Source organism: Caballeronia sp. LZ032, from assembly GCF_031451315.1.
GTDB lineage: Bacteria > Pseudomonadota > Gammaproteobacteria > Burkholderiales > Burkholderiaceae > Caballeronia.
Map to the genome: position 1 here is coordinate 603,779 of NZ_JARUXP010000002.1, position 25,209 is coordinate 628,987.

Here is a 25,209-nt window from a genome sequence, read left to right on the forward strand (position 1 = left end):
GGGATTCAGGCAGTGCAGGCATTCCGTTCCCTGAAGGTTTTCAACTATCGCCTGTGGGCGGCCGGTGCGCTCGTCTCCAATGTCGGCACCTGGATGCAGCGCACCGCGCAGGACTGGCTCGTATTGACGCAGTTGACGCATCACAACGCCTCGGCGGTCGGCACGGTGATGGCGCTCCAGTTCGGGCCGCAGATCGTCCTGCTGCCGTGGACGGGCTATGCGGCGGATCACTACGACCAGCGCAAGCTCCTCATGTTCACCCAGGCGACCATGGGCGCGCTGGCACTGGCGCTGGGCGTGCTGACAGTGACCGGCGTCGTCGTGCTGTGGCATGTGTATGTGTTCGCGCTGCTGTTCGGATGTGCATCGGCTTTCGACGGGCCGGTGCGGCAGACTTTCGTCGGCTCGCTGGTGGGTGACGCGGACCTGCACAACGCGGTCGCGCTCAACTCCACGTCGTTCAACGCGGGACGGATGATCGGACCGGCGGTGGCGGGGCTGGTCATCGGCTCGGTGGGCACGGGCTGGGCCTTTCTCGTCAACGGTGTCAGCTTCGTCGCCGTGCTGGTTTCGATGTCGTGGTTCCGCAGGTCCGAGCTGCGCGAGAGCGCGCGGGCCGGGCGCGCCCGGAAGGGCATGTCCGAGGGGTTCCGCTATGCGTGGTCACGCCCCGACCTCAAGGCGATTCTCGTCATGCTTTTCCTGATCGGCACTTTTGGTCTCAACTTTCCGATTTTCATTTCGACGATGGCCGTCGGCGTTTTTCATACCGACGCGCGCGGCTACGGCCTGCTTTCGTCGTTCATGGCGATCGGCACGATTTCCGGCGCCTTGCTCGCGGCGGGACGCGGCCGGCCGCGCTTCGGCGCCATCCTGGCCGGAGCCGGCATGTTCGGCGTGGGCTGCACATTCGCGGCCGTTGCGCCGACCTACTGGCTGTTCGCAGGTGCGCTGGCCGTGATCGGCGTGGCGGCGCTCACTTTTACGAACACCACGAACAGTCTGATGCAGATCTCGACCGAACCCGCGATGCGAGGGCGCGTCATGGCGCTGCGGCTGGCCATTGCGCTTGGCGGAACGCCGATTGGCGCACCCGTGGTCGGCTGGGTCGCCAACCACCTGGGGCCGCGCTGGGCATTGGGGATTGGCGCGCTGTCGGGGTTCGCCGCCGTATCGGTCGGCGGCTATGCGCTGTCCCGCATCCGGCGTGAACAGCGCATGTCGCTTCAGAACAGATGATCGATACCGATGGTGAACGCGGTCTGACTGTTCGCCCCGGCCGGGTTCAGCGTGCTGACAACAGCGTGGCGATAGGACGTGTAGTCGGCTTCGGCATAGAGCGTCGTGCGCTTGGACAGCAGATAGGCCAGTGACAGGACTGACAGGCTGCGGCGTCCCGCCTTGTCGGTGGAGACGTTGGTCTGGTAATAGCCGCCACGAAACACGATAAACGGCGTCACCGTCCATGCCAGCCCGCCGAACGCATTGTTCGTCACCGTATGCGGCGCGGCGGGGTCCTGCAGGTCTTCGGCCATGAAGCCGCCGGACAGTTTGACTGGTCCGATCGCATAGCTGGTGCCCAGCATGTAGTAGCTGTCGCCCAGGTAGCGCGTGCCGTTCAGCACATTGCGGTGTCCATACACGCCGCCCACGGCCACGGGGCCCGCCGCGTAGCTCATGCCCACGGCACGGGCTGCGCCACTGCTGAAATTGCCCGCGACACCGCCGAACGAGTTGTCCGCTTCGAACAGCAACGAACCGATCCGGTTTCTGTACTTCACGTCGTTGTCGTTGCGCGTGCCGTCGGAGGCGGCGGTGAGCGGCAGGATCGGCGTGAAATGAAAACTGAACGGATCGTAGATGCTGATGATGTCGTGCGCGATCGTGTACTGCCGGCCAAGATCGATCGAGCCGTAAGTCCGATGCCCGATGCCGACGAACGACTGCCGGTTGAATTCGCGGTTGGCCGTGTTGTCGAACTGGCCGTTACCGAGATTAAAGCCGCTTTCCAGCTGGGCGTGTGCGTTCCAGCCATCGCCCAGATCTTCCTTCAAGCGAAAACCGAGCTTGTTCGAGCTGTAGTAACCGTTCGAGTTCATCGTGATTACGGTGCCGCCGCCCTTGGCCGCACTGGTCTGATGGCGGATGCCGCCATCCACGGTGCCGTACAGCGTCACGCTGGTTTGCGCATGTACAGAGAAGGCCGACAACGTTCCGGCGGCCGCGGACAGGGTCAGTCCTAGCCTTTTCCAAGCTATCTTTTTCACAACGTGTCTCCAACTTCATTAGAATTTTTTGCGATCGGTATGACTAAATATTTTCGGAACTTTTCTTTCCGAAAATAAGGCCGCCGGAACGAGTCGATGCCGGCGGCGGTCAGTCAGTGACCGGCGGAGCTGCCGCTCGCCTGTTTGATCGGTCCGATCTGGACGTCGGACGGACGGAATCCGGACTTCAGCTCGCGCGTCAGGGCCACGCGATCGAGGGCCTTCTCCCAGTTCGCGACGACAATTGTCGCCACGCTATTGCCGATGATGTTCGTGAAGACGAACGCACTCGACATCGCCTTGTGAATGCCGAGAATCAGCGCGATGGACTCGACAGGAATCGTGTTCGATGCAGCCAGCGTGGCCGCGAGCACCGCGATGGCCGCGCCGGATACGCCAGCCGCGCCCTTCGAGGTGAGCAGCAGCACCGCGAGCAGGACGAGCTGTTCGTGCCAGCCCATCGGCGTGTTGGTGGCCTGGGCGAGGAACACGGCGGCAGCAGCGAAGTACAGGCAGGTGCCGTCGTGATTGAAGGTGTAGGCCGTCGGCAGCACGAGACCCACGACGGACTGTTCGCATCCCAGGCGTTCGAGCTTGTCGATCAATTGCGGGAACACAGTTTCGGAGGAACTCGTGCCGATCACGAGCAGCAACTCCGCGCCGATATAGCGCATCAGCCGCAGCAGGCTGAAGCCATTCGCACGAGCGATGGGCCACAGGATCAGCACGATGAACAGCGCACAGGTCAGGTAGAACTCGAGGATCAGCTTGCCGAGCGAGAGCAGCGTGCCGAAGCCGAACTTGCTGACCGTGAACGCGATGGCGCCGAACGCCGCGATGGGCGCAATCTTCATCGTCAGGCCGATTACCCAGAACAGCGCGCCCGAGACCGAGTCGATGAAATCGAGTGCGGGTTTCGCGCGGTCGCCGATCGCCGCAAGACCGAACGCGAACAGGACCGAGAAGAACAGCACTTGCAGCACGTCGCCGCCCGAGAACGCGCTGAACGCGGTGTGCGGGATCACATTGAGCAGAAATTCGCTCGTCGTGACGACATGATGAGCCTTCGCGACATACGCATCGACGGCGGCGGAATGCACGCTGTGCATGTCCACGTTCATGCCGACGCCCGGCTTCAGCACGTTGATGACGACCAGCCCGAGCACCAGTGCGAGCGACGTGACGACTTCGAAGTAGAACAGCGCCTTGATCGCGACGCGGCCCACCTTCTTGAAGTCCTTCACGCCCGCGATGCCGCTGCATACCGTGCAGAAGATGATTGGGCCGATCAGCATCTGGATGATGCGGATGAAGGCGTCGCCGACCGGTTGCAGATTGATGCCGAACTTCGGGAACAGATAGCCTGTGGCGATGCCGAGCGCCATGCCGGCCAGGACCTGGAAGGACAGGTCGCGATAGAATGGCCGGCGTTTCCTGGGTTGCGTGGCGGCGTTGCCGGGCAAGCTCATGGATGTCTCCTTGCGGTGCGGATGGCGAATTCAGATTCGCTTCTGAGAATGAAATAAGTGAAAAGGCGGCGTGCGAGGCGGCTCAACGCCCGCGTCGCCCAGAATGCGTTCGCTGTCCGCGAAGATTTCATCGACGGTCAGCTTGCGTGGCAGCAGACCCTGTTCCTCGCAGAACGCCAGGGTTTCTTCGAGCGGCGCGCGCAATGCGTCGTAACCGAACAGCAGCTTGTCGGGCTTGCCGGCATTCTCCGCGGCCACCGAGGCCTTGCCGCGGCACAGCAGGTCATACACGGCGCGCACCGCTTGCGGATGGGCATCGGCCAGCGCTTGCGTCACGACGACGACATGGTTGATCGGCACGTAGCGATGCGCGGCGTACCACGCGAGATCGGCCGTCGCGGCATCCGGAATCAGCGGTTCGAGACCCGCTTCGTCGGGCAGGTCGTTGCCGAGGATGGCGGCATCGAGTTCACCGGCACGCAGCATCGGCAACAGTTGCTTGCCGGGCGCGGCGCGTTGCACGAACGACGGGTCCGCATACTCTTCGAGATGCGCGCCTTCGATGGTGATCCATTCGTTCGCTTCGACCGGCACGCCGTACGTGCCAGACAGAATGGCGCGCACCCACATGCCGGTGGTTTGCGTATAAGTACGCACGCCGATCTTCTTGCCAGACAACTGATCGATATCGAGCTTGCCGCGCCGCGCATTATAAATAATGCAGCCCTGCTGGAACCGTGCGGCCACGACGGCGGGCAGCAAGATGAGCGGCTTGCCATAAGCCTTGGCCTGCAAGTACGTGACGATGGCGAGTTCGCTTACGTCATAAGCCTGGCGACGTGCCATCGGCGCGAACGCGTTGTGAATCGGCTCGACTTCGTCGAACACGAGTTGCACGGCGGGATCGGTCAGTTCGCCACGCTTGAGCGCACGCGTGTGCGGATACGTTTTCAGGGCGGTTTTCAGCAGCAGCGGTTGCATGTCGTGACTCACGGAAGGCGTATTCAGACGGCCAGCGCCGGATAGACGGTCAGCGCGGTGCCGCCAAAGATGGCTTGCTGTGCATCAGCGGGCAGCATCGCGAGGCTGGCGCGTGCATCGGCGAGCAATTGCGGCAGCGCGCCTTCCGCCGCGGGGAAGTTCGAGCCCCACGCAATACGGTGCGCACCGAAGGCGTCGAGCACGCGCGGAAAGAAAGCCTCCGGCGTCGATGCGCCGCGCGACGCTTCCGCGATCGTGCGGTTCGTGAGCTTCAGATACACCCCTTCATGCGATGCCAGGCTGAACAGCGGTGCCGCCGCTTCATACGGCGCTCCGCCCGCGAGGTCGGGACGCGCCAGGTGATCGAGCAACACGCGGATCTTCGGAAAGCGCGCGAGCATGTTCAGCAGCGCGGGAATGCCTTGCGCCGTCATTTGCAGACAGATCGATACGCCATGACGTTCCGCGTATTCCCACACCGGGAAGGAGCGCTCGTCGTCGAGCCAGCCCGCTTGCCCGGGCATCGTGCTGCCCGTCGTGAAGAGGCGCAGTCCGGAGAGGCCCGCGTCGAGCCAGCGTTGCAGTTGCGTGACGGCGTCGTTCGCAAGCACGTCGATGGAGAACACGCCGGCGAAGCGGTCCGGATGACTGCGCACCGCTTCCACCACATAACTATTGTCGTTGCCGTACACGGTGGACGCCTGCACGACCACGGCACGGTCGATGCCGGCATCGTCGAGCGAGGCCAGCAAGCCTTCGAAACTGACGGGACGCTTGGCCGACCATTCGGACTGGTGGCCGCCAACCGGCGCAAGCGGAAAACGCTGTTTATCCGGGGAAATGGCGTGAGTGTGAGTATCGATGACAACGGACATGAAGCGGCTCCAGGGGGGTCTTCTTTGCAGTGGAATGGACGTCACTGTAAGCCGGTTGCGAGCGAATCCCTCAATATGAACTTTGCGCTTGGGCATAAATTCTGGTTAAGCTAAGGGTTTTCACATAGGGGTTGAACGCCATGGCGAACCGCGAAGACGACCCGTCGAATGACGATCTGACGCGCTTGCGGCGCCTGTTCCTGTTCGACGCCGTGTGCGAATCGGGTGGTATCGGACAGGCGGCCGCACGCGCGGGACGCACCCAGCCGGCGGTGAGCCTTGCCATCGCCAAACTCGAGGCCAGCTTCGGCGGGCAACTGTTCGAGCGCGGCTACGGCGGCAGCGAACTGACGGCGGAAGGGCGCATCCTGCAACGGCGCACGCGGCGCATGCTCGATCAGATGGAGCGCGCGGTCGCGGCTTTGACCGGCCATGACGAGCCTTCCCCGCACAGCGCGACGATCTGCCGGCACCTCACCGATGCCCAGGTGCGCTGTCATATCGCCATCGCGCAGGCCGGGTCGGCGGCGGAGGCGGCGCAGCAGCTCGGCATCTCGCAGCCGGCCGTGCATCGCGCGGCGCGACAGATCGAACAGAGCGTGGGTGTGTCGCTGTATCGACGGCGCGTGCACAGCGTCGCGGCGAATCCGGCGGGCGTCGAATTTGCGCGGCGGCTCAGTCTTGCGCTGTATGAGATTGCGCAGGCCCGTGAAGATCTCGCCTATGCGCGCGGCCAGCGCACCGGGCGCGTGGCCATTGGCGTGTTGCCGCTGTTGCCGCCGCGGCTCGTCGCGCGCGTGATTCAACGGCTGCGCGCACGCTATCCGGCGGCCCGCATCACGGTGGACGAAGGCTCGCACGCGCCACTGCTGCGCGATCTGCGCGCGGGCGGCATCGACATCATCGTCGGCGGCTTGCGCGAGCCCCGGCTCACTGGCGCAGTGCAGGAAACCGAGCTGTTCGCGGACCCGTATGTGGTCGCGGTGCGCAAGGGGCATAAGCTTGCGCGGCAGAAGTCGATCATGCCCAACCATCTCGCCGACTACGACTGGGTCGTGCCGCAGCGCACCGTGCCGCGCCGCGCGGTAATCGACCGCCTCTTCGCGCGCTTGCCCGCCACGCCGCCGCTCGTGGTCGAAACGAGTTCGCTCGCGATGATGATCGCCATGCTCGTCGAGAGTGATTGCATCACCTTGCTGTCGCGCTCGCAGATACGCGAGGCCTATCCTGGCAGCGACATGGTCGCGCTCGAACTGAAGACGCCGGAGGCGGATCGCGCGGTCGGCTATACGGTGCGAAGCGACTGGCTCGGCACCGCCGTGCAGCAGGCTTTCATCGAGTGCTTGCGCGAAGAATGCGGACTGCCCGCGTGAGCATGGGTGTCCACTTCCCGCACTGAATCAGGCAGGCGCCTTTACCCGCAGGTTAACGCGTCGAGAAATTTATTCAATGGACGCTGCCGGGTCGCGATGAGACGATGCAAGCATCGAAAGCCACAGACGACTCGCTGCAAGCCACCTTGCAAGTCAATGTCTTGAGCTACAAGCATAAGGGTGTGGCGCATACAGCGGCACAAGGAGACAAGCACATGCATCGCGAGATCGCGCAGGGCGGCTGACGCCTTCATTCAAGGCCGATACGCGCTTTGCGAAGGCACGCGGCCTTCGTACCCCCATCACGCATCAACGCAGGAATCACTGCCCGAAAAGGCGGTGAGGGGCACTCACGCCCGCAATAAAAGAAGCCTGAAACAAGGCGCCATATTGGAGACAGCCATGCATGCAAGCAAGCGAACGAGACACACATCGGATCATCCGGAAAGAGAGCGGAGCAGCACGCCGAATGACTGACAGACGGCCCCATGCCGTCCGGGTCGCGCGGACGGCATGAGAAAGCGATACCGCATCTCACCGAAAAAATCTCATGATCAGGAAACTAACAATCGTTCTCGCCGCCTGTCAGTTCGCGGGTGTGGCGCACGCGCAATCCTTTGTCACGCTGGCAGGCGTGGTGGACGGCGGCATTCGTTATACGCACACGGGACTGGGCAACCAGTATTCGATGAACTCGAACGGCTTCTTCACTTCGAACCGGCTCGATTTCATCGGCAAGGAAGATCTCGGCGGCGGCTACAACGCGCACTTCAGGCTCGAGAGCGGCTTCAATCTCGGCAATGGCGCGTACGACAACACGAACAACGTCGCGTTCAACCGGGGCGCGTATGTCGGCCTGGGCGGGTGGTTCGGTTCGCTCGACTTCGGCCGCCAGTACACCATCGCGCATGACGTGGTCTACGACTACGATCCCTTCAACTTCGAGTATCCCGGCATCACGCCGCTCACGCCCGCGACCGCGGGCACGCGCTTCAACAACGACGTGAAGTACAGCCGCACGTATGGACCGTTCCGCTTTCGCGCGGAGAATTCCTTCGGCGGCGTGGCGGGCGATTTCAACGCGGGATCGGCACGCGGCGTGGGCTTGCAATACAAAATGGGACCGGTGAACGTGGGCGGCGTCTATATCCACCGGTCGGTACTGTCAGGCACGACCTATCAGCCGGATAACTACTACACGCTCGGTGCCGCGCTGACCTTCGGCGACTTGCGCTTCGCGGGTGGCTACATGAACGATAACGTCGACGTGGCCGCGCCGAACCGCGACGTGCGCACGCTCAACTACTGGGGCGGCCTGACGTATCAGTTGACTCCGTACACGCGCGTGGGCGCTGCGTACTACATCACGGACTTGCCAAATACGGGCGGCAAGCGCAGTCAGGGACTGGCGAGCATCGCCTATTCGCTGTCGAAGCAGACGGTGCTCTACGCCGAGTTCGACTACACGAAGTTCTCCGGAACCTACATCACCAACAAGACCTTGAACGCCACCCAGCAGCCGCATCAACTCGCTTTCACCGTGGGGATCAACCATGGCTTCTGATAAGTCGGTCAGCGCATCTTCGATGCCGGTTCTGCACGCTCCCCGTCGTTTCCATTATCCTGCTGCGTTATTCTTTATCGCCGCGCAGCCGGTTTTCGCGCGGCAGGCAGAGGAACAAGTGCGGCATAAGAATCGTGCGACGGCGCGAGCGGAAAGCCGCACGCAGAACGACTAGCGTCGAAGCGTGTCATCGTCCGATGCGCAAGGCGCATCGGAGACACTATGAGTCAGCTGGACTGGTATTTGAGCGTCAACATGAAGGCGCGTCATCTGCGCCTGCTCGTCGCCATTTATGACTTCCGCAACTTGCGGCAAGTGGCGTCGAATTCTTACATTACGGTTCCGGCGGTATCGAAGGCGCTCGGCGAAATTGAAAGCGCGCTGGGCGTGAAACTCTTCGAGCGCACCGTCAACGGCCTGCGTCCCACTGCCTATGGCGAATGCGTGGTGCGGCACGCGCGCGCCGTGCTGAGCAGCCTGAGCCAGACGGCCGAAGAGATCAAGGCGCTGCAGACCGGCAGCGCCGGCAAGGTGCATGTCGGCGCGCTGCCGACGCTCATCTCCACCCTCATGCCGCGCGCCCTCGCGCGCCTGAAGCAGGAAGCGCCGCAGACCAACGTCTCGATCCTCGAAGGCCGCATGAACGGGCTGTTGCAGGACCTGCGGCGCGGCGACCTCGACATGATCGTGGGCCGTCTGCCGAACCGCGCGGACACCGTGGGCCTGCATGAACGCGCGCTCATCAACACGCCTATCAAGCTCGTCACGGGCGTGCAGCATCCGCTCGCAAGCAGAAGCACCGTGCAATGGTCGGACCTGAAGGACTATCCGTGGATCCTGCCCCCTTCGGGTTCGCTGCTGCGCGAGCCGATCGAAAACACGCTGGCGCGCCATGGCCTGCCGATGCCGTCGAACACCATTGAGACCCTTTCTACGCATCTGATCCGCGCCTACATCCAGATCAACGACGCCATTGCGCTGCATACCGTGGACATGCTGTATCCGGATTCGGAGGCCAGCCCGTTCCATGTGCTGCCGCTCGACATGAACCTCGCGACCCGGCCGCTCGGCGTGATCTGGCGTGCCGACAAGCCGCTCGCGCCCAGCGCCATGCTGCTTCTGCAATGCCTCGAACGTGAATGTCCGCCGAGCGGCGTGCAGGATGAAGCCGACCTCGCCGCGATGGCGGAGCACGCCGGATCCGGTCAAGGGACTTAACCGAAAGGTTAAGGCATCTGCCCTTTTATTCAATGGACGGAAAACGCAGGCGGCGCGATGATGTCTTCATCGAACCCGCATCAAGAGCGCGTTGACGCGCCGGCGGTTCACCGTAAAGGAGACAGACGGATGGCCATCCACATCATGAGAGCATGGCGTCGCGCGGCCGCATGGTGCGGCACGGCGGCGCGCACCACGAAAGCAATCGCGCGTGCCTGGCCGGGACAATTCCCGGTGTTGATCCCCATCTTCGGCATGGACGATCTGAGCCAGCCGCGACGCTAGCCTTCGCTATCCGAAGGCGCTTCCCGTTCCAGTCAATCAGAGTTCGATCTCCGCCGCGCGCAGTCGCGGCCGGCCTCCGTACGCCTGCACGCACGGCCAACACACAACGGCGATATAAAAAATAAAGGGGAAATCCTGCATGACAGGCCGACGCACCTTTCTGAAGGAAGCGCTCATCACCGGCACAGCGGCGGCGCTCGTCAAGCCCGCGGTGGCCACGCCGACGTCCACCGCGCCGCAGCGGCCTTCAGTGAGCAGGCCATCGCCGGCGCTGGTGGCAGCGGAATCTCAAAGCGATGCCCTGGTGCCGTCGCTCGACGAAGCGCCTGCCACGGATGCCGCGCACATCGGCAATCCCAGCTCCGATTTCATGGTGGATCTGCTGCGCATCGCGGGTATCGACTATGTCGCGACGATGCCCGGCTCGACCTTTCGCGGCCTTCACGAGTCGATCGTGAACTATGCGGGCGACACGCATCCGCAGATGATCGTCTGCACCCACGAGGAAGCGTCGGCGGCGATTGCGCACGGATACGCAAAAGTCGCGGGCAAGCCCATGGCCTGTCTCGTGCACAGCACGGTGGGCTTGCAGCATGCGTCGATGGCGCTCTACAACGCATGGTGCGATCACGTGCCGATGACGGTCATCGCCGGCAATATCGCCGACGCGACCAAGCGCCGTCCGGGTGTCGAGTGGTATCACACGGCGCAGGACCTCGGCGCGCTGGTACGCGACTACACCAAGTACGACGACTATCCGGTGTCGCTCCAGCATTACGCCGAATCGTTCATGCGCGCCTACACGATGTCCGTCACGCCGCCGATGGCGCCCGTGCTGATCGTCGCGGATGCGGAGTTGCAGGAACAGCCGGTCGCAGACCCGCATGGCATCACGGTGCCGCCGCTGCGCGAAGTGTCGCCGCCCGCCGCAAGCGCCGATGCCTTGCAAGCCGCCGCCACGATGCTGTGCGCGGCGAAGACGCCGGTGATCGTCGCGGATCGCGCGGTGTGCACGCAGGCGGGCCTGGAGTCGCTGGTCGCGCTGGCTGAATCGCTCAACGCGCCGGTGATCGACCTGCTGGGCCGCATGAACTTCCCCACGCGGCACCCCCTCAATCATTCGTCGATGCAGGCACGCCTGCTGGCCGATGCCGACGTGATCCTTGCGCTCGAAGTGGGCGATGTCTGGGGCCTTACGCAGAGCGTTCCAGATACGATCGGCCGCGCGTCGAAGCGGCGCGCGAAGCCGGACGTGCGCGTCATCAGCATCTCGACGTCCTATCTCTACGGCAAGTCGAACATGCAGGATGCGGAGCGTTATTACGCTGCGACCTTGCCCATCGGCGCGGATGCCCAGGCGTCGATGCCGGCGCTGGCGCAGGCCATCCGCACGACGATGACTGCTGCGCAACGCACGGTCGTTGAAGCGCGTGCGGCAACGCTGCGAGCCTCGCACGACAGCATGCAGCACGCCGCGCGGGAAGCCGCCGCGCGCGGATGGGACGGCACGCCGATCAGCACCGCACGTCTCGCGCAGGAAGTATGGAACGTCATCCGCCACGATGACTGGGCGCTCGTTTCACCGCCCGGCGCGTGCAGCCAGTGGCCCAACCGCCTGTGGGACTTCACGAAGACATATCAGTTCATCGGCGCGGGCGGAGGATACGGCGTCGGCTATGCGGCGCCCGCCGCCGTGGGCGCGGCGATCGCGCATCGCGATGCCGGGCGCATCGCCGTCAGCATCCAGACCGACGGCGATCTGATGGTGCTGCCCGGCGTGCTGTGGACGGCGGCGCATCATCAAGTGCCCTTGCTGATGGTGATGCACAACAACCGCGCGTGGCATCAGGAGACCATGCATATCCAGCGCATGGCGGGACGGCGTGATCGTCATCCTGAGCGCGGGCGCATCGGCACCGTGTTGCAGGATCCGCCGATCGATTACGCATCGATGGCGAAGAGCATGGGTGTCTGGGCGGAAGGCCCGATCTCCAGTCCCGCCGATCTCGGCCCGGCCCTGACGCGCGCGATGGCGCAGGTCAGAAGCGGCAAGCCCGCGCTGCTCGACGTGCTGACCCAACCTCGATGACGGACGCCGCAATGCCTCTCTATTCACGTTTGCCGATGAAGGCGCTGGCGTTCATCGCGTTCATCGCGTTCGCGGTGTCGTTGGGAGCACATGCCGACACGAACGCCGATATCGAAACCGGCCGCGCGCTCTTCATGCAGAAGGGCTGCTACGAATGTCATGGCGTGCTGGGGCAGGGCAGCGCATCGACGGGGCCTGCGCTCGCGCCGCATCCGGTCCCGCTATCGGCGATGCAAGCGTATGTGCACGATCCCAAGAGCGAGATGCCGGTCTACAGCAAGCGGATTCTCTCCGATGACGAGATCACCCGCATTCACGCTTATCTCGCCTCCTTGCCGCCGAATCCTCCCGCGGAGAGCCTCGCGTTGCTGAACGACGGCGCGGCGCCCACAGCGCAGGCATCGGTGTCACCGGGACACGGCTCGTCCATTTACGCAGCGAATTGCGCGGCATGTCATGGCGCGGGCGGCGAGGGCGGTGCAGGCCCCGCGTTGCGCGGCATCGCGAGCCGTTATGGAACGAGCGACATCGAAGCGCGCATTCGCGAACCCTCGGGCATCATGCCGCGCCTGTATCCACACGTCCTGAACGATGAAAACGTGAGGGACGTGGCCCGTTACGTGGCGCAGTTGCGCTGACCAAAACTCACCTATACGGATCCCGAAGCATTTACCAGTTGGTTAACGCACCCACGGCTTATTTCAATAGACGGGAAACACACGCTACCCGATGATCTTCTGACCGGATCGCCCGACGGTCCCCGAACATCATTCGAGTCCAACAGGAGACCCCGTTGACCAGGAAAGTCCCGCTCAAGATCGCCATTGCAGAGTATCCGCATACGTCGGCCATTCGCAACGGCTCGATTCTCATCGAAGGCGTCGATGCCGAGATCGTCACCGTCAAGCCGCAGATCGGCGCGTTCCGCCGGATGGTCCGCGATGTCGAGTTCGACGTGTGCGAACTCGCACCGACCACCTACATCATCGCGCGAGCCTATGGCGCACCGTTCGTCGCGCTGCCGATCTTCGTCATGCGGCGCTTTCATCATGGCGGCCTGCTCGTGCGCCCGGATGCGGGCATTGCCACACCCAAGGATCTCGAAGGCAGGAAGGTCGGCGTGCGCGCGTATTCCGTCACGACCGGCGTATGGACGCGGCAAGTGCTGATCGACGAGTTCGGTCTCGATTCGTCGAAGGTCACATGGGTCGTCGATGACGAGGAACACGTCACGCAGCTCAAGCTTCCGTCGAATGTGATGCACGCGCCGCAAGGCAAGTCGCTTGCGGACCTGATGGCCTCAGGCGAACTCGCGGCGGGCTTTGCGGCAAATGCCGGCATCGGCCGCACCGGCAACCCGAACGGCGGCTGGCAGGAAGTCGAAGCCGACTATCCCGACCTGCTGCCGAACGCGGCCGAACTCGAAGCCGACTATTACCGCCGCACGGGCGTGTATCCGATGCACGGCACCATCGTCGTGAAAGATGCGGTGCTCGCCGAGCATCCGTGGATCGCGAAGTCGCTCTACGACGCATTAGAGCAGGCGAAGCAGGCATGGCTCGCCACGCTCGACCACAACGACCCGACCAACGCCAGCGACAAGAAGTATCTCGCGCTGCGCAAGATCGTTGGACATGATCCGTTGCCGTACGGGATCGCGGCCAATCGCAAGACCATCGAGGCACTGGAAGCCACCGCCTTCGAGCAGCGGCTCACGCCGCGCCGGATGTCGATGGCCGAGCTGTTCGTCGATCCGCTTGCTTAGTTCATAGCCACCACCGCATAACCATTCAATCGAATCACAGAGCAACTCATGGCATCCATCGTTGATATTCATCCGCACATCATCTCCGACGATACCGCGCGCTACCCCGTCGCGCCGCTGGGCGGCAAGCGTTCCGACTGGTCGAAGGAGCGTCCGTCCACCGTCGAGTCGCTGATCGCCGCAATGGACCAAGCCGGTGTGGCGAAGGCCGCCGTCGTGCATTCGTCGACCACGTATGGCTTCGACAACAGCTACGTGCTCGATGCGTGCGCGGCTTATCCGGACCGTCTCGTCGCGGTGGGCTCCGTCGACGTGACGCTGCCCGATGCCCCGCGCACCATTCGCGCCTGCGTGGAGCGCGGCCTCGCGGGCCTGCGCATGTTCACGGGCGGCAGCACGAAGGATTTCGATCCGGGCGAACTCGAAGATCCGCGCGCCTGGCCTGCCTGGGAAACCTGCGCGGAACTGAACCTGCCGATGTGCATCCAGACCGGTCCGGTGGGCCTGCCGCAGGTCGCCGATCTGGCGCGGCGCTTTCCGAACGTGAAGATCATTCTCGATCACCTCGGCCGTCCCGATGTGACGGACGGCGCGCCTTACGCAAAGGCACAGACCCTGTTCGACCTTGCGCCGCTCACGAACATCTACATGAAGCTGACCCCGCGCATTTTCGACGACATGCAAAAGGGCGATGCGAACGCCGGGACCTTTTTCCCGCGCCTGATCGACGTGTTTGGCGCGCAGCGTCTGGCGTGGGGTTCGAACTTCCCGAGTTCGAAGGGCACGCTGCCTGAGATTCTCGCGACAGCCGAAGCGGGCCTTCGTTGCCTGAACGAAGGCGACCGCGCGTGGATCTTCGGCAAGACGGCGCAACAGTTGTATCCGGCGCTGGCCTGAGCGGCGTGGCGACGGATCTCCAGTGAACGAAGCATGAGGAACAACCAGATGGCGACGATTCAAACCGACCTGCCGACGCTGCGGGTGAACCTGGCCGAGTACGCGGCAACGAAAGCGATGAGAGACGGCCGCGTGTCGTCGAACGTGGTCAATCTCGACTACTGCGGCCCGGCACGCGCGCACGACGGCTTCAAGCCGATGCTGCGCGAGAATGCGTTCGATGCCGGCGAGCTGGCCATCGTCACGTATCTGCAGGCGAAGGCTTACGGCAAGCCTTATGTGCTGCTTCCGGCGCCGATCTCAGGACGCTTCCAGCATCATTGCGCAGGCTATAACGGTGAGCTGGGTCATCTCGACCCGAAGGACATCGAGGGCAAGCGGGTGGGCGTGCGCACCTATGCACAGACCACTGGCCTGTGGATTCGCGGCATCCTGCGTCACGAGTACGGCGTCGATCTCGACAAGGTCACGTGGATGACGCAAGGCGAGGGGCATCTCGCCGAATACACGGACCCGGCCAATTGCCAGCGGCTGCCGAAGGGTTCGTCGGTCGGGCAGATGATGCTGGACGGCGAACTCGCGGCGGTGCTGGCGGGCGAAGACATGCCGAAGGACCCGCGCGTGAAAACGCTGGTTCCTGATGCCCAGGCCGCCGCGAAGGACTGGTTCGCGCGCGAGGGCGTGGTGCCGATCAACCATATGTTCGTCGTGCATGCCGGGCTGTCGAAGGAGCGGCCGGACATCGTGCGCGAGCTGTACCGGATGATCGTGGAGAGCCGCGCACTGGGCGAGGGCGTGCCCGCCGTGATCCCGCCGTTCGGTCTGGAAGCGAACCGCAAGGGTATCCAGCTTGCCATCGACTGGGCGCTCGACCAGAAGATCATTCCGCGCCGCTTCTCGGTGGACGAACTGTTCGACGATGTAACCGGCAGTCTCGGATAGACCCGCGCACGGGCGCGCAGTGATAACAAAAAATCAGACGGAGACGAAGTGATGGAGACTATTCGAAGAGCGGCACGCCTCGAGAGCCGTTGGGGCGTCGTATTCCTGCTCGCCTTTGGCCTGATGATCGCGTTCATGGACCGCACGAGCATGTCGGCCGCGCTCGCGGATCATCATTTCGTCCAGCATTTCACGCTCACGTCGGTGCAGCGCGGCTGGCTCGGCTCATCGGTGTTCTGGGCCTACGGGCTGCTGCAATTGCCGATGGGCTGGCTCGTCGACCGCTACGGCGTCAAATGGCCTTACGCGATCTGCTTCCTGCTGTGGTGTGTCGCGGCAGCGGTCACCGGCATCGTCACCACGCTGTCGGCGCTCATCATCGTGCGGGTGCTGATCGGCGCGGCGGAAGCGGTGGTCGTGCCCGCTACCTATCGCTATATCGCCAACCGCTTCGAGGAAACGCAGAAGGGCACGGCGCTCGGCATCTATTCGGTCGGCGGCAAGATGGGTCCGGCTCTCGGCGCGCCGGCTGCCGCGTGGCTGATCGCGGGCACGTCGTGGAAGATGATGTTCATCGTGACGGGTCTCGCGGGTTTGGTGTGGCTCCTGCCCTGGTTGCTGATGGTGCGCAACGACTTCCCCGATGCGACCGAACTCGCATCGAGAAAGCAGCGCGCCGCCTCGGTGCCGTTGCGCAATCTGCTGGCGAGCCCAGTGGTGTGGGGCGGCCTGCTGACCAACTTCTGCTACGCCTACTTCGCGTTCTACTGCATGACGTGGATGCCCGCGTATCTGGTGGAGCAGCGTGGACTCTCATTGCAGCAGTCGGGTCTGTACACGGCCTTCAGCTTCTGCGGCGTGGCGGTCACGGCCGCGCTCAGCGGCTGGCTGGCGGACCGGCTGATTGCCCGCGGTCACGATGCCGTCGTGGTGCGCAAGTCGTTCATGGTGGTCGGCTTCATCGGCGGCATGACGGTGTTGTTCGGGGCCTACGCACCGAGCGTGCAGATGGCGCTGTTCTGGAACGTGCTGTCGTTGACGCTGGTGGGTCTCGTCACGACGAACAACCTCGCGCTCGTCAAGCTCACACTGATTCCGAAGCAGGCTGTGGGCTTGAACACCGGCTTGCAGCAGGTCGCGACGAGCCTCGCGGGCGGCGTGTCCGCCAGTCTCTCCGGCTGGCTGCTGCATGTGGGACATAGCTACACACTGCCGATGATGGCGATCTTCGTGTTCCTGCTGGTCGGCGCGACGAGCACCATCGTGCTCATGCGGCGCAAATGGGCGCCGAAGGTGAACGACGTCAACGGTGAAGCGTCGGAGCGGAAGGCCACGCCGCCGGCGGCGATGAGTCAGGGCGTGCGTTGAGCGGTCATTTCCGTAAGCTGACAACAGGACCGGCGCGTCAGGCTCCGCGCCGGTCGATCGCCAGCGCGCGTATCGCTTCCTTCTGGAACTGCGTCGGCGTCACGCCGGTCTGCTTGCGGAAATAGCGGCTGAAATAGGCGATGTCGTCGAACCCGAGTTCATGCGCAATCTGCTTGACCGACATATGCGAGTAGACCAGATCCCGTTGCGCCTCGCGCACGAGATGCTCGTTGATCACCGCAAGCGGCGAACTCGAAATCTCCTCACGACAGATGCGCCCTAGCTGCGCGACGGTCGTGCCGAGCGTCTGCGCATAGAAATCCACAGGACGATGTTCGCGCGCATGCTTGACCACCAGTTCCCTGAAGCGCCTGATCTGCCCGGCGCGCCGTTGCGTGGCGGACAGGCTCGTGCCGGCCGCCGTGCGCGAGGCCGGCGCCGCTTCGCACAGGCGCCCGACATGCACGAAGAGCGCGATCAGCAACGGCAACCCTGCCGCCATGTGTCCGCGGTCCGTTGCGCGATATTCCTTCTCCAGCAGTTCGATCAGCGGCATCAGCGCACCGGCGTGCGTGCGGGCATTCACGCGCGTCACGCCCGCGCGCTGCAACAGCGGAATGAGCGGCGGCGCCGCCATCGCGGCAAGCGCTTCGAGCGAACGTTGCGCTACCGTCAACACGAGCCCGTCCACATCCGGCGCGAAGTTGAAGCCGTGGACTGTTTGCGCGGGCAGCATGATGACGCAGGGCGGCTGAATGGGAATGCGCGTGTTCTCGATGAGCACGTCGCCGTCGCCGCCGCCGCCGCGAATGTACAAAAACTGCAAGAGCGCGTCATGCCGATGCGCATCGATATGCCAGTCGTTCGGCGCGCTGCGCTCGGCGATCCATTCGAAGTTGAACGCGTCATACCACGGCGGCCGCGCCGATTCGCCGTATAAATTGTAGTTAGGGATTCTCCTGAGCACGTCCCGTCTCCTTTGCACAAATTGTCCTGTGGTCTGCTGCCTTTGTCCAATTCCTGGAACGAGGCCGTGAATATACTTTTCTCACAGGGAAGCGTCACGCGGCAACGCGGAAAAGCCCTTCCCTGAAGGCTCGAAAAGTGCAAAAGGAGAGAAGGATGAAGGAGACGAACGACGGCCCGCAGCACTGGCTCGGTCTCGAAGCGCGCTTGTGCGTGGTGACGGGCGCGGCGGGCGGCATCGGCCGCGCCATTGCCGCGACGCTGGCCGATGCCGGCGCGCGCATCGCGCTGCTGGACCGCGACGAAGCAGCCTGTCATGAAACGGCGCGCGCATTGCAGGCACGGGGCATCCAGGCGCTTGCCGTGGCCTGCGACATCGGCGATGCAGCAAGCGTGCAAGGCGCTTGCGAAAAAGTGGAACGCGCAATGGGCACGGCGGACGTGCTCGTGAACAATGCCGGCCTGTTGCGTGCGGGCGGTATCGAAGAGATCGCGCTGGATGCATGGAACGCGATGCTCGCCGTCAATCTCACGGGCACCATGCTGTGCGCCCAAGCCTTCGGACGCGGCATGCTCGCGCAAGGCCGAGGCAGCATCGTACAGATTGCTTCGGTGGCGGCGCATCATCCGCAAACCTGGAGCGGCGCGTATAGCGCGAGCAAGGCCGGCATCGCGATGCTTTCGCGGCAGATCGCCGCCGAGTGGGGACCGCGCGGCGTCCGCAGCAACACCGTGTGCCCTGGCATGATCCGCACGCCGCTCTCGCGTGCCTTCTATGAACAGGGCGATGTCGAAGCGCGCCGCAGCGCGATGACCGCGAGCCGGCGCATCGGCGAGCCGGCCGACATCGCCGAAGTCGTGGCCTTCCTCGCCAGTCCGCGCTCGGCCTATGTGAACGGCGCCGAGATCGCCGTGGACGGCGGCTTCGAATGCATGCTCATGGACCTCGTGCCGCGCCCCGGCTACGAAGCCAGACGGGCTGCATAGAGCATTCATTTGCGCGCATCGCCGCGCCCGCTTCACTCATAAAGGACACGATGATGACTACCGTGACACGGTCGTCCGATCTTGCTTGCGACGTGCTCGTGATCGGCTCGGGCGCTGGCGGTCTTGCGACCGCCATCACCGCCAGGAAACAGGGGCTCGACGTAATCGTCGTCGAGAAGGAAGGCTATTTCGGCGGCACCACCGCGTATTCGGGCGGCGTGCTGTGGATTCCCGGCAATCCGCATGCGCGACGTGCCGGGATCGAGGACACGCGCGCCGCTGCTATTGAGTATCTGCGTCATGAAACCGGCCCGATGTTCGATCAGGCCGCCATCGATGCGTTTCTCGATCACGGTCCGCGCATGGTTGAATTCTTCGAGCGCGAAACCTCGGTCGAATTTCTGCCCACGCTCTATCCCGACTACCATCCCGACGCGCCGGGCGGTGTGGATGTCGGCCGCTCGATCGTCGCGAAGCCTTTCGATGCGCGTGCGCTCGGCGCGGACCTGCCGCGTCTGCGTCCGCCGCTGAAGACCATCACCTTCATCGGCATGATGTTCAATTCGTCGAGCGCGGATCTCAAGCACTTCTTCAACGCGACGAAATCGCTTGCTTCGGCGTGGTATGTCGCGAAGCGGTTGAGCAGCCACATCACGGAACTTGTGCGCTACAGGCGCGGCGTGCAGGTGACGAGCGGCAACGCGCTGGCCGCACGCCTCGCGAAGTCCGCGCTCGATCTCGGCATTCCCATCCACACTCACACCGGCGCGAAGGAACTCATCACCGAAAAGGGCCGCGTGACCGGCGCGATAGTCGAAGCGAACGGCAGCGAGCAACGCATCGTGGCGCGGCGCGGCGTGGTGCTGGCCTGCGGCGGGTTCTCGCACGATCTCGCGCGTCTCTCGGCGGCGTATCCGCATGTGCAACGGGGCGGAGAACACGTGTCGCCGGTGCCCACGGGCAATACCGGCGATGGCGCGCGCATGGCCGAACGCGCGGGCGGACGCGTCGATCTGCGCTATCCGCAGGCCGCCGCATGGATGCCCGTGTCACGCGTGCCGCAGAAAGACGGCAGCGTCGGCGTGTTTCCGCATCTGCTCGACCGCTACAAGCCGGGTGTCATCGGCGTGACGCGCGGCGGCGTGCGTTTCACCAACGAAGCGAATTCGTATCACGACGTGGGCGCGGCGATGATCGAAGCCTGCCGCGGCGCGCATGAAACCGCGATGTGGCTCATCTGCGATCACGCGACGATCCGCCGTTACGGACTCGGTTTCGCGAAACCCGCGCCGCTCTCGCTGAAGCCGCATCTGACGAGCGGCTATCTCGTGAAGGGACGCACGCTCGCCGAACTCGCGCAGCGCGCGGGCATCGACGGCCCCGCGCTCGAAGCCACGGTGCGCGAGTACAACCGCGATGCGGCGACGGGACAGGACCGGGCTTTCGGGCGCGGCACGACGTCCTTCAACCGCTATCTCGGCGATGCCGCTCATGCACCGAACCCGTGTGTCGCGCCGCTCGGCGCTGGCCCGTACTACGCGCTCAAGCTCGTGATGGGCGATCTCGGCACCTTCGACGGCATCGCCACCAACACGCATGGCCAGGTGCTGAAGGGCACGGAGCCGATTGCCGGTCTCTACGCCGTCGGCAACGACCGCGCGAGCATCATGGGCGGCAACTATCCGGGCGCGGGCATCACGCTCGGACCGATCATGACCTTCGGCTATCTCACCGGTTTGCATCTCGCTGGACGCATCGCCGAGCGCAGCAGCGTCAGCCCATTGAGGAGCGCGGCATGAGCCACAAGCCTTTCATCGACCACCGCATCTACACCATCAGGCCGCGCGGCATGGCCGAGTTCATCGACGTGTTTGATCGTCTTGCCATGCCCATCCAGCTCAAGTATCTCGGCGCGCCGGTGGGCTTCTACATGAGCGATATCGGCGCGTTGAACCAGGTCGTGCATCTGTGGGGCTACGACAGCATCGCCGATTACGACCAGCGCCGCACCGCGCGCGACGACGATCCCGCTTGGCCCGCTTATTTGCAGGCATCGGCGCATCTGATCACCGCGCAGGAAAGCCGCATCATCAGGCGCGTCGAGTTCAGGAGCCTGTCGGCGGCCGTGCGCTGAAGCATCAAGGAGGAGACGATGAACGAAGGACGGCAACGCGTGGCGCTGGTCACCGGCGGCGCGAACGGGATTGGTTGGGCGACGGTGTGCGCGTTTGCCTCGCAGGGATATCGCGTGGTTATCGCCGACTTGCATCGCGAAGCGGCGCGACAGCGTATCGCGCAACTCGACGGCGAAGGGCATGTGGCGATCGGCGTGGATGTGTCGTCGGAGTCCGAGGTCGCGGCCTTGTTGCAAGGCACGCTCGAAGCCTGCGGACGGCTCGACGTGCTGGTCAACAACGCGGGCATCGGCGAACAGCCGAAGCCGACCATCGAGCAAGGCGTGGACGCGTTCGATGCGCTGATCGGCATTCACTTGCGCGGCACCTTTCTGACCAGCCGCGAGGCCGCGAAAGCGATGCTCGCGCAAGGCTCGGGCGCCATCGTGAACCTGTGTTCGATCGCCGGGCTGGCAGGCATTCCGCAACGCAATGCCTACGGCGCGGCCAAGGCAGGCATCGCGGCGATGACCCGTTCGATGGCATGCGAATGGGCCCGCGACGGCCTTCGCGTCAATGCGGTCGCGCCGGGCTATGTCGCGACCGAGCTCGCGCAGGGACTCGTGAAGAACGGGCAGATCGACCTGGCGCGCATCGAACGCCGCACGCCGATGGGCCGCCTCGCGCAACCCGACGAGATCGCGCAGGCCATTCTCTTCCTCGCCTCCGATGCCGCCAGCTATGTCACCGGCGCAGTGCTGAGCGTGGACGGCGGCTGGCATGCGTCGGGCTCGGCATGACGGCCGATGACGCCTGAACCCGCGCTTGCATGAACCACGACAACGACAGCAGATCAACGGAGACGAACCGCCATGAAGACGCACAGTCTGGAAGTCCAGAGTTTCATCGATAGTCAACGCTTCTCGCCGTATCAATGGAGGATCCTGATTCTCTGCTTCCTGGTCGTGGCCGCCGATGGCTTCGACACGGCGGCGGTCGGTTTCATCGCGCCTTCGCTGCTCGGCGAGTGGGGCATCACACGCGCCGCGCTCGGCCCGGTGATGAGCGCGGCGCTCGTCGGTCTCGGCATCGGCGCGCTGGCGGCCGGGCCGGCGGCAGACCGTATCGGACGCAAGGCGGTGCTGGTGTTGTCGGTGTTCTTCTTCGGCGTGTGGAGTCTGGCGTCGGCGCATGCAACCTCCATCGAGTCGTTGACGGCGTGGCGCTTCCTGACCGGGCTCGGGCTGGGCGCGGCCATGCCGAACGCAGTGACGTTGATGTCCGAGTACGCGCCTGCGCGCATTCGCGGCGTCGCGGTCAATGCGATGTTCTGCGGCTTTTCCGTGGGACTGTCGATCGGTGGCTTGAGCGCCGCGTGGCTCATTCCGCATTTCGGCTGGCAAAGCGTGCTGGTGACGGGCGGCGTCGGGCCGCTCGTGCTGGCGGCGCTGCTCGTCGCGTTGCTGCCCGAGTCCGCGCAGTTCATGGTGGTCCGCAAGCGTCCCGCCGAGCGGATCGCGCGCGTGTTGCGGCGCATCTCCAGCGACCCGCGTCTCGACGACAGCGCCCGCATCCATTTCGTGGCCGCCGACACAAAAGCGGCGACGGAGAAGACCTCGGCGGTATCGCTGATCGTGTCCAGGCCGTATCGCTTCGGCACGGCGATGCTGTGGCTCGCGTACTTCACGGGCCTGATGATTTATTACCTCCTGACCAACTGGCTGCCGACGCTCTTCAAGGATGCGGGCTTCACTGCACAGGGCGCCGCGCTCACCACGTCGCTGTTTCCGCTTGGCGGCATTCTCGGCAATCTGTGCCTCGGCTGGGTGATGGACCGCACGAATCCGCGGCGGGTCAATGCGTGTGCCTATGTGGTGTCGGCGGCGCTGGTGCTGGTGATCGGCAGCGGGGTATCGGACCGCGTCTGGCTGGCCGTGCTGATCTTCCTCACGGGGACGGCGGTGACGAGCGCGGTCACGTCGATGTCGGCGCTCGCTGCCGCCTTCTATCCGACGCAGGGCCGTGCGACCGGCGTTGCATGGATGCTGGGCGTCGGCCGCATGGGCGCGGTGGCCGGCGCGATGACCGGCGGCGTGATGATGAGCATGGGCCTGCCGTTCGGCGCGGTGTTCATGCTGCTCGCGGTGCCGGCTTTCGTCGCGGCGCTCGCGCTGTTCGCGCTGGGCGGCATGCGCATGCGGGGGTTCGAGCCGGCGCTTGCGGAGAAGGCGGTATCGACGGTGGAATAGGCGCGCGCGCTCATTGCGCCCACGCGGGATTCCAAATGACGATTCATGCGCATAGCATCTGGTAATTCGTTGGTTGGGCACGGGATAGGGCAGACGTACCATCGGTTGTTCACCCATCCGCCGATGAACACCGATGACCGTCCCCCGCTTTCCCTCCGCCGCGCTCGGACTCGATCCCGGCACGCCGCTCGAACGCCCGGGCGCGCGCGGCACGAACACTTCGCTGATTGATCTCCCCACGCGTGCCGCCGCCCGCCGCGGCACGCAACGCCGCGCGGCGTTGCGCTCGCGCTCGCTGCGCATCGGCGTGCCGGTGGCGCTCGTCGTGTTGTGGCAGCTTGCCTCTTCCTTGCAGCTCGTCGCGCCTGAAACGCTCCCGCCCCCCACCGTCATCTTCGCCGCGCTCAAGGAACTGATCGCCGATGGGGAGTTGCAGAGCGCCATCGGCGTGTCGCTGGTGCGCGCGGCGACGGGCCTCGCGATTGGCGGCGGCATTGGCTTGATTGCGGGGCTGCTGGCCGGACTCTGGCGCATCGGCGAAGAAGTCATCGACGCGCCGTTGCAGATGCTGCGCACCATTCCGTTCATCGCGCTGATTCCGCTGTTCATCACGTGGTTCGGCATCGGCGAGGGCGCGAAGGTCGCGGTGATCCTCGCGGCCACCATCTTCCCGATGTATCTCAACACCTATGCCGGCGTGCGCGGCGTCGATCCGAAACTGCTCGAAGCGGCCAGCGTGTTCGGCCTCTCGGGCCGCCAGGTCGCGTGGCGCATCATCCTGCCGACCGCGCTGCCCGCGATCCTCGTCGGCGTGCGCTATGCGTCGGCGGTGGCGCTGCTGGCGCTCGTCGTCGCCGAGCAGATCAACGCGCAGAACGGCATCGGCTACATCCTCGTCAATGCGAACCAGAACCAGCGCGCCGACATCATCATCGCGGGCATCCTGGTCTATGCGACGCTCGGCATCGTGACGGACCTCGTCATGCGTGCGCTCGAACATCTCGCTTTGCCATGGAGGCCGCGCTTTGAACTCGCCTGAACGCACGCATGCCAATGCCCATGCTCACGACGCGCTCGCGCTCGAAGCCGTCAGCCGCGTCTTCGACGGCCGCGCCGTGCTGAAGGACGTCTCGCTGAACGTGCGGCGCGGCCAGTTCGTCTCGATGCTCGGCGCCTCGGGGGCGGGCAAGACCACGCTGCTGCGCATCCTCGCCGGACTCGATCAGGCCGACAGCGGCCGCGTGCGCGTCGCGGGCGCGCGCTCCGTGGTGTTTCAGGAACCGCGCCTCGTGCCGGCTCGACGCGTGTGGGAGAACGTCGTGATCGGTCATGCGCGGCTGGGCAGCGCGAAGGCGGCGGCGCTCGCCGCGCTCGATGAAGTCGGCCTCGCGCGTCATGCCGATGGCTGGCCCAAGACGCTCTCGGGCGGCGAGGCGCAGCGGGTCGCGCTGGCGCGTGCGCTGGTGCGCGAGCCGAAGCTGCTGCTGCTCGACGAGCCCTTCGCCGCGCTCGACGCGCTGACCCGCATCCGCATGTACGAACTGGTCGCGCGGTTATGGCGTTCACATACGCCGGCCGTGGTGCTCGTCACGCACGATATCGACGAAGCCATTCTGCTGTCCGACCGCATCGTCGTGCTGGCAGAGGGCGAGATCAGCGCGCACCTGCAAGTGGACACCCCGCGCCCGCGCTCGCGTAGCGATGCCGCCGCCGTCGCTCTCAGAGCACGGCTGCTCGCCGAGCTTGGCGTCACGCATGCCGACGCTGCCTGAACCTCTCACTCAACTCCTCTTCAAGCAC

At 64.6% G+C, this 25,209-nt stretch carries 24 protein-coding genes; 19 read left to right on the top strand and 5 right to left on the bottom strand.

The annotated features are described in order from the left end of the window. Positions 1-3 precede the first annotated feature (3 nt). On the top strand, positions 4-1,239 hold the full coding sequence (locus tag QCE69_RS18235; RefSeq protein WP_309922889.1) for an MFS transporter: 1,236 nt from the start codon (positions 4-6) through the stop codon (positions 1,237-1,239). On the opposite strand, the gene QCE69_RS18240 is transcribed toward QCE69_RS18235, so the two are convergent. The 4 genes from QCE69_RS18240 to QCE69_RS18255 all read right to left on the bottom strand — a co-directional run bounded on the left by QCE69_RS18240 (position 1,227) and on the right by QCE69_RS18255 (position 5,592). Continuing rightward, positions 1,227-2,267: a porin gene (locus QCE69_RS18240; RefSeq protein ID WP_309932149.1), complete on the bottom strand. Its 1,041-nt coding sequence runs from the start codon at positions 2,265-2,267 to the stop codon at positions 1,227-1,229. The genes QCE69_RS18235 and QCE69_RS18240 overlap by 13 nt on opposite strands. Positions 2,268-2,380: 113 nt before the next feature. Further along, on the bottom strand, positions 2,381-3,736 hold the full coding sequence (dctA, locus tag QCE69_RS18245; protein ID WP_309921193.1) for a C4-dicarboxylate transporter DctA: 1,356 nt from the start codon (positions 3,734-3,736) through the stop codon (positions 2,381-2,383). A 30-nt stretch (positions 3,737-3,766) separates the two neighbouring features. After that, positions 3,767-4,717: a hypothetical protein gene (locus tag QCE69_RS18250; RefSeq protein ID WP_309932150.1), complete on the bottom strand. Its 951-nt coding sequence runs from the start codon at positions 4,715-4,717 to the stop codon at positions 3,767-3,769. Between the two features lie 23 nt (positions 4,718-4,740). Then, positions 4,741-5,592, bottom strand: coding sequence for an amidohydrolase family protein (locus tag QCE69_RS18255; protein WP_309932151.1), 852 nt, complete (start codon positions 5,590-5,592; stop codon positions 4,741-4,743). Positions 5,593-5,732: 140 nt separating this feature from the next. Here QCE69_RS18255 and QCE69_RS18260 point away from each other — a divergent pair, with 140 nt between their 5' ends. From QCE69_RS18260 to QCE69_RS18310, 11 genes are all read left to right on the top strand, one after another. Further along, positions 5,733-6,965: a LysR substrate-binding domain-containing protein gene (locus QCE69_RS18260; protein WP_309932152.1), complete on the top strand. Its 1,233-nt coding sequence runs from the start codon at positions 5,733-5,735 to the stop codon at positions 6,963-6,965. A 104-nt stretch (positions 6,966-7,069) separates the two neighbouring features. Continuing rightward, positions 7,070-7,210: a hypothetical protein gene (locus QCE69_RS18265; protein WP_309921206.1), complete on the top strand. Its 141-nt coding sequence runs from the start codon at positions 7,070-7,072 to the stop codon at positions 7,208-7,210. 305 nt (positions 7,211-7,515) lie between these two features. Then, the gene (locus tag QCE69_RS18270; RefSeq protein ID WP_309921209.1) at positions 7,516-8,529 is read left to right on the top strand and encodes a porin; all 1,014 of its coding nucleotides are present in this window, start codon (positions 7,516-7,518) and stop codon (positions 8,527-8,529) included. A 222-nt stretch (positions 8,530-8,751) separates the two neighbouring features. Beyond that, a complete protein-coding gene (locus tag QCE69_RS18275) occupies positions 8,752-9,747 on the top strand; it encodes a LysR substrate-binding domain-containing protein (protein WP_309921212.1) in 996 nt (331 codons plus the stop codon). 129 nt (positions 9,748-9,876) lie between these two features. Then, entirely contained in the window at positions 9,877-10,032 is a 156-nt protein-coding gene (locus QCE69_RS18280; protein WP_309932153.1) for a hypothetical protein, read from the top strand. Positions 10,033-10,171: 139 nt separating this feature from the next. Further along, complete coding sequence (locus tag QCE69_RS18285; protein ID WP_309932154.1) at positions 10,172-12,121, top strand: thiamine pyrophosphate-dependent enzyme; 1,950 nt, start codon at positions 10,172-10,174, stop codon at positions 12,119-12,121. Positions 12,122-12,132: 11 nt separating this feature from the next. Further along, on the top strand, positions 12,133-12,759 hold the full coding sequence (locus QCE69_RS18290) for a cytochrome c (protein ID WP_309932155.1): 627 nt from the start codon (positions 12,133-12,135) through the stop codon (positions 12,757-12,759). A 155-nt stretch (positions 12,760-12,914) separates the two neighbouring features. Beyond that, positions 12,915-13,886 carry an ABC transporter substrate-binding protein gene (locus QCE69_RS18295; protein WP_309932156.1) on the top strand — a complete coding sequence of 324 codons (972 nt, stop codon included), beginning with the start codon at positions 12,915-12,917 and terminating at the stop codon, positions 13,884-13,886. A gap of 48 nt (positions 13,887-13,934) precedes the next feature. Further along, positions 13,935-14,783 carry an amidohydrolase family protein gene (locus tag QCE69_RS18300; RefSeq protein WP_309932157.1) on the top strand — a complete coding sequence of 283 codons (849 nt, stop codon included), beginning with the start codon at positions 13,935-13,937 and terminating at the stop codon, positions 14,781-14,783. Between the two features lie 48 nt (positions 14,784-14,831). Continuing rightward, a complete protein-coding gene (locus tag QCE69_RS18305) occupies positions 14,832-15,725 on the top strand; it encodes a phosphate ABC transporter substrate-binding protein (protein ID WP_309921229.1) in 894 nt (297 codons plus the stop codon). A 51-nt stretch (positions 15,726-15,776) separates the two neighbouring features. Continuing rightward, positions 15,777-17,093: an MFS transporter gene (locus QCE69_RS18310; RefSeq protein ID WP_309932158.1), complete on the top strand. Its 1,317-nt coding sequence runs from the start codon at positions 15,777-15,779 to the stop codon at positions 17,091-17,093. Positions 17,094-17,130: 37 nt separating this feature from the next. Here QCE69_RS18310 and QCE69_RS18315 read toward each other — a convergent pair whose 3' ends face one another. Further along, positions 17,131-18,060: a helix-turn-helix domain-containing protein gene (locus QCE69_RS18315; RefSeq protein ID WP_309932159.1), complete on the bottom strand. Its 930-nt coding sequence runs from the start codon at positions 18,058-18,060 to the stop codon at positions 17,131-17,133. Between the two features lie 155 nt (positions 18,061-18,215). On the opposite strand from QCE69_RS18315, the gene QCE69_RS18320 reads away from it, so the two are divergent. The 7 genes from QCE69_RS18320 to QCE69_RS18350 all read left to right on the top strand — a co-directional run bounded on the left by QCE69_RS18320 (position 18,216) and on the right by QCE69_RS18350 (position 25,181). After that, positions 18,216-19,046, top strand: coding sequence for an SDR family oxidoreductase (locus tag QCE69_RS18320; RefSeq protein ID WP_309932160.1), 831 nt, complete (start codon positions 18,216-18,218; stop codon positions 19,044-19,046). A gap of 53 nt (positions 19,047-19,099) precedes the next feature. Continuing rightward, positions 19,100-20,845, top strand: coding sequence for an FAD-dependent oxidoreductase (locus QCE69_RS18325; RefSeq protein WP_309921239.1), 1,746 nt, complete (start codon positions 19,100-19,102; stop codon positions 20,843-20,845). After that, positions 20,842-21,180 carry an NIPSNAP family protein gene (locus tag QCE69_RS18330; protein WP_309932161.1) on the top strand — a complete coding sequence of 113 codons (339 nt, stop codon included), beginning with the start codon at positions 20,842-20,844 and terminating at the stop codon, positions 21,178-21,180. The genes QCE69_RS18325 and QCE69_RS18330 overlap by 4 nt, the downstream gene beginning before the upstream one ends. Before the next feature lie 18 nt (positions 21,181-21,198). Continuing rightward, positions 21,199-21,960, top strand: coding sequence for a glucose 1-dehydrogenase (locus QCE69_RS18335; RefSeq protein ID WP_309932162.1), 762 nt, complete (start codon positions 21,199-21,201; stop codon positions 21,958-21,960). A 72-nt stretch (positions 21,961-22,032) separates the two neighbouring features. Further along, positions 22,033-23,409, top strand: coding sequence for an aromatic acid/H+ symport family MFS transporter (locus tag QCE69_RS18340; RefSeq protein ID WP_309932163.1), 1,377 nt, complete (start codon positions 22,033-22,035; stop codon positions 23,407-23,409). Between the two features lie 133 nt (positions 23,410-23,542). After that, positions 23,543-24,448, top strand: coding sequence for an ABC transporter permease (locus QCE69_RS18345; protein ID WP_309921250.1), 906 nt, complete (start codon positions 23,543-23,545; stop codon positions 24,446-24,448). Further along, a complete protein-coding gene (locus QCE69_RS18350; RefSeq protein WP_309921253.1) occupies positions 24,435-25,181 on the top strand; it encodes an ABC transporter ATP-binding protein in 747 nt (248 codons plus the stop codon). The genes QCE69_RS18345 and QCE69_RS18350 overlap by 14 nt, the downstream gene beginning before the upstream one ends. Positions 25,182-25,209 lie beyond the last annotated feature (28 nt).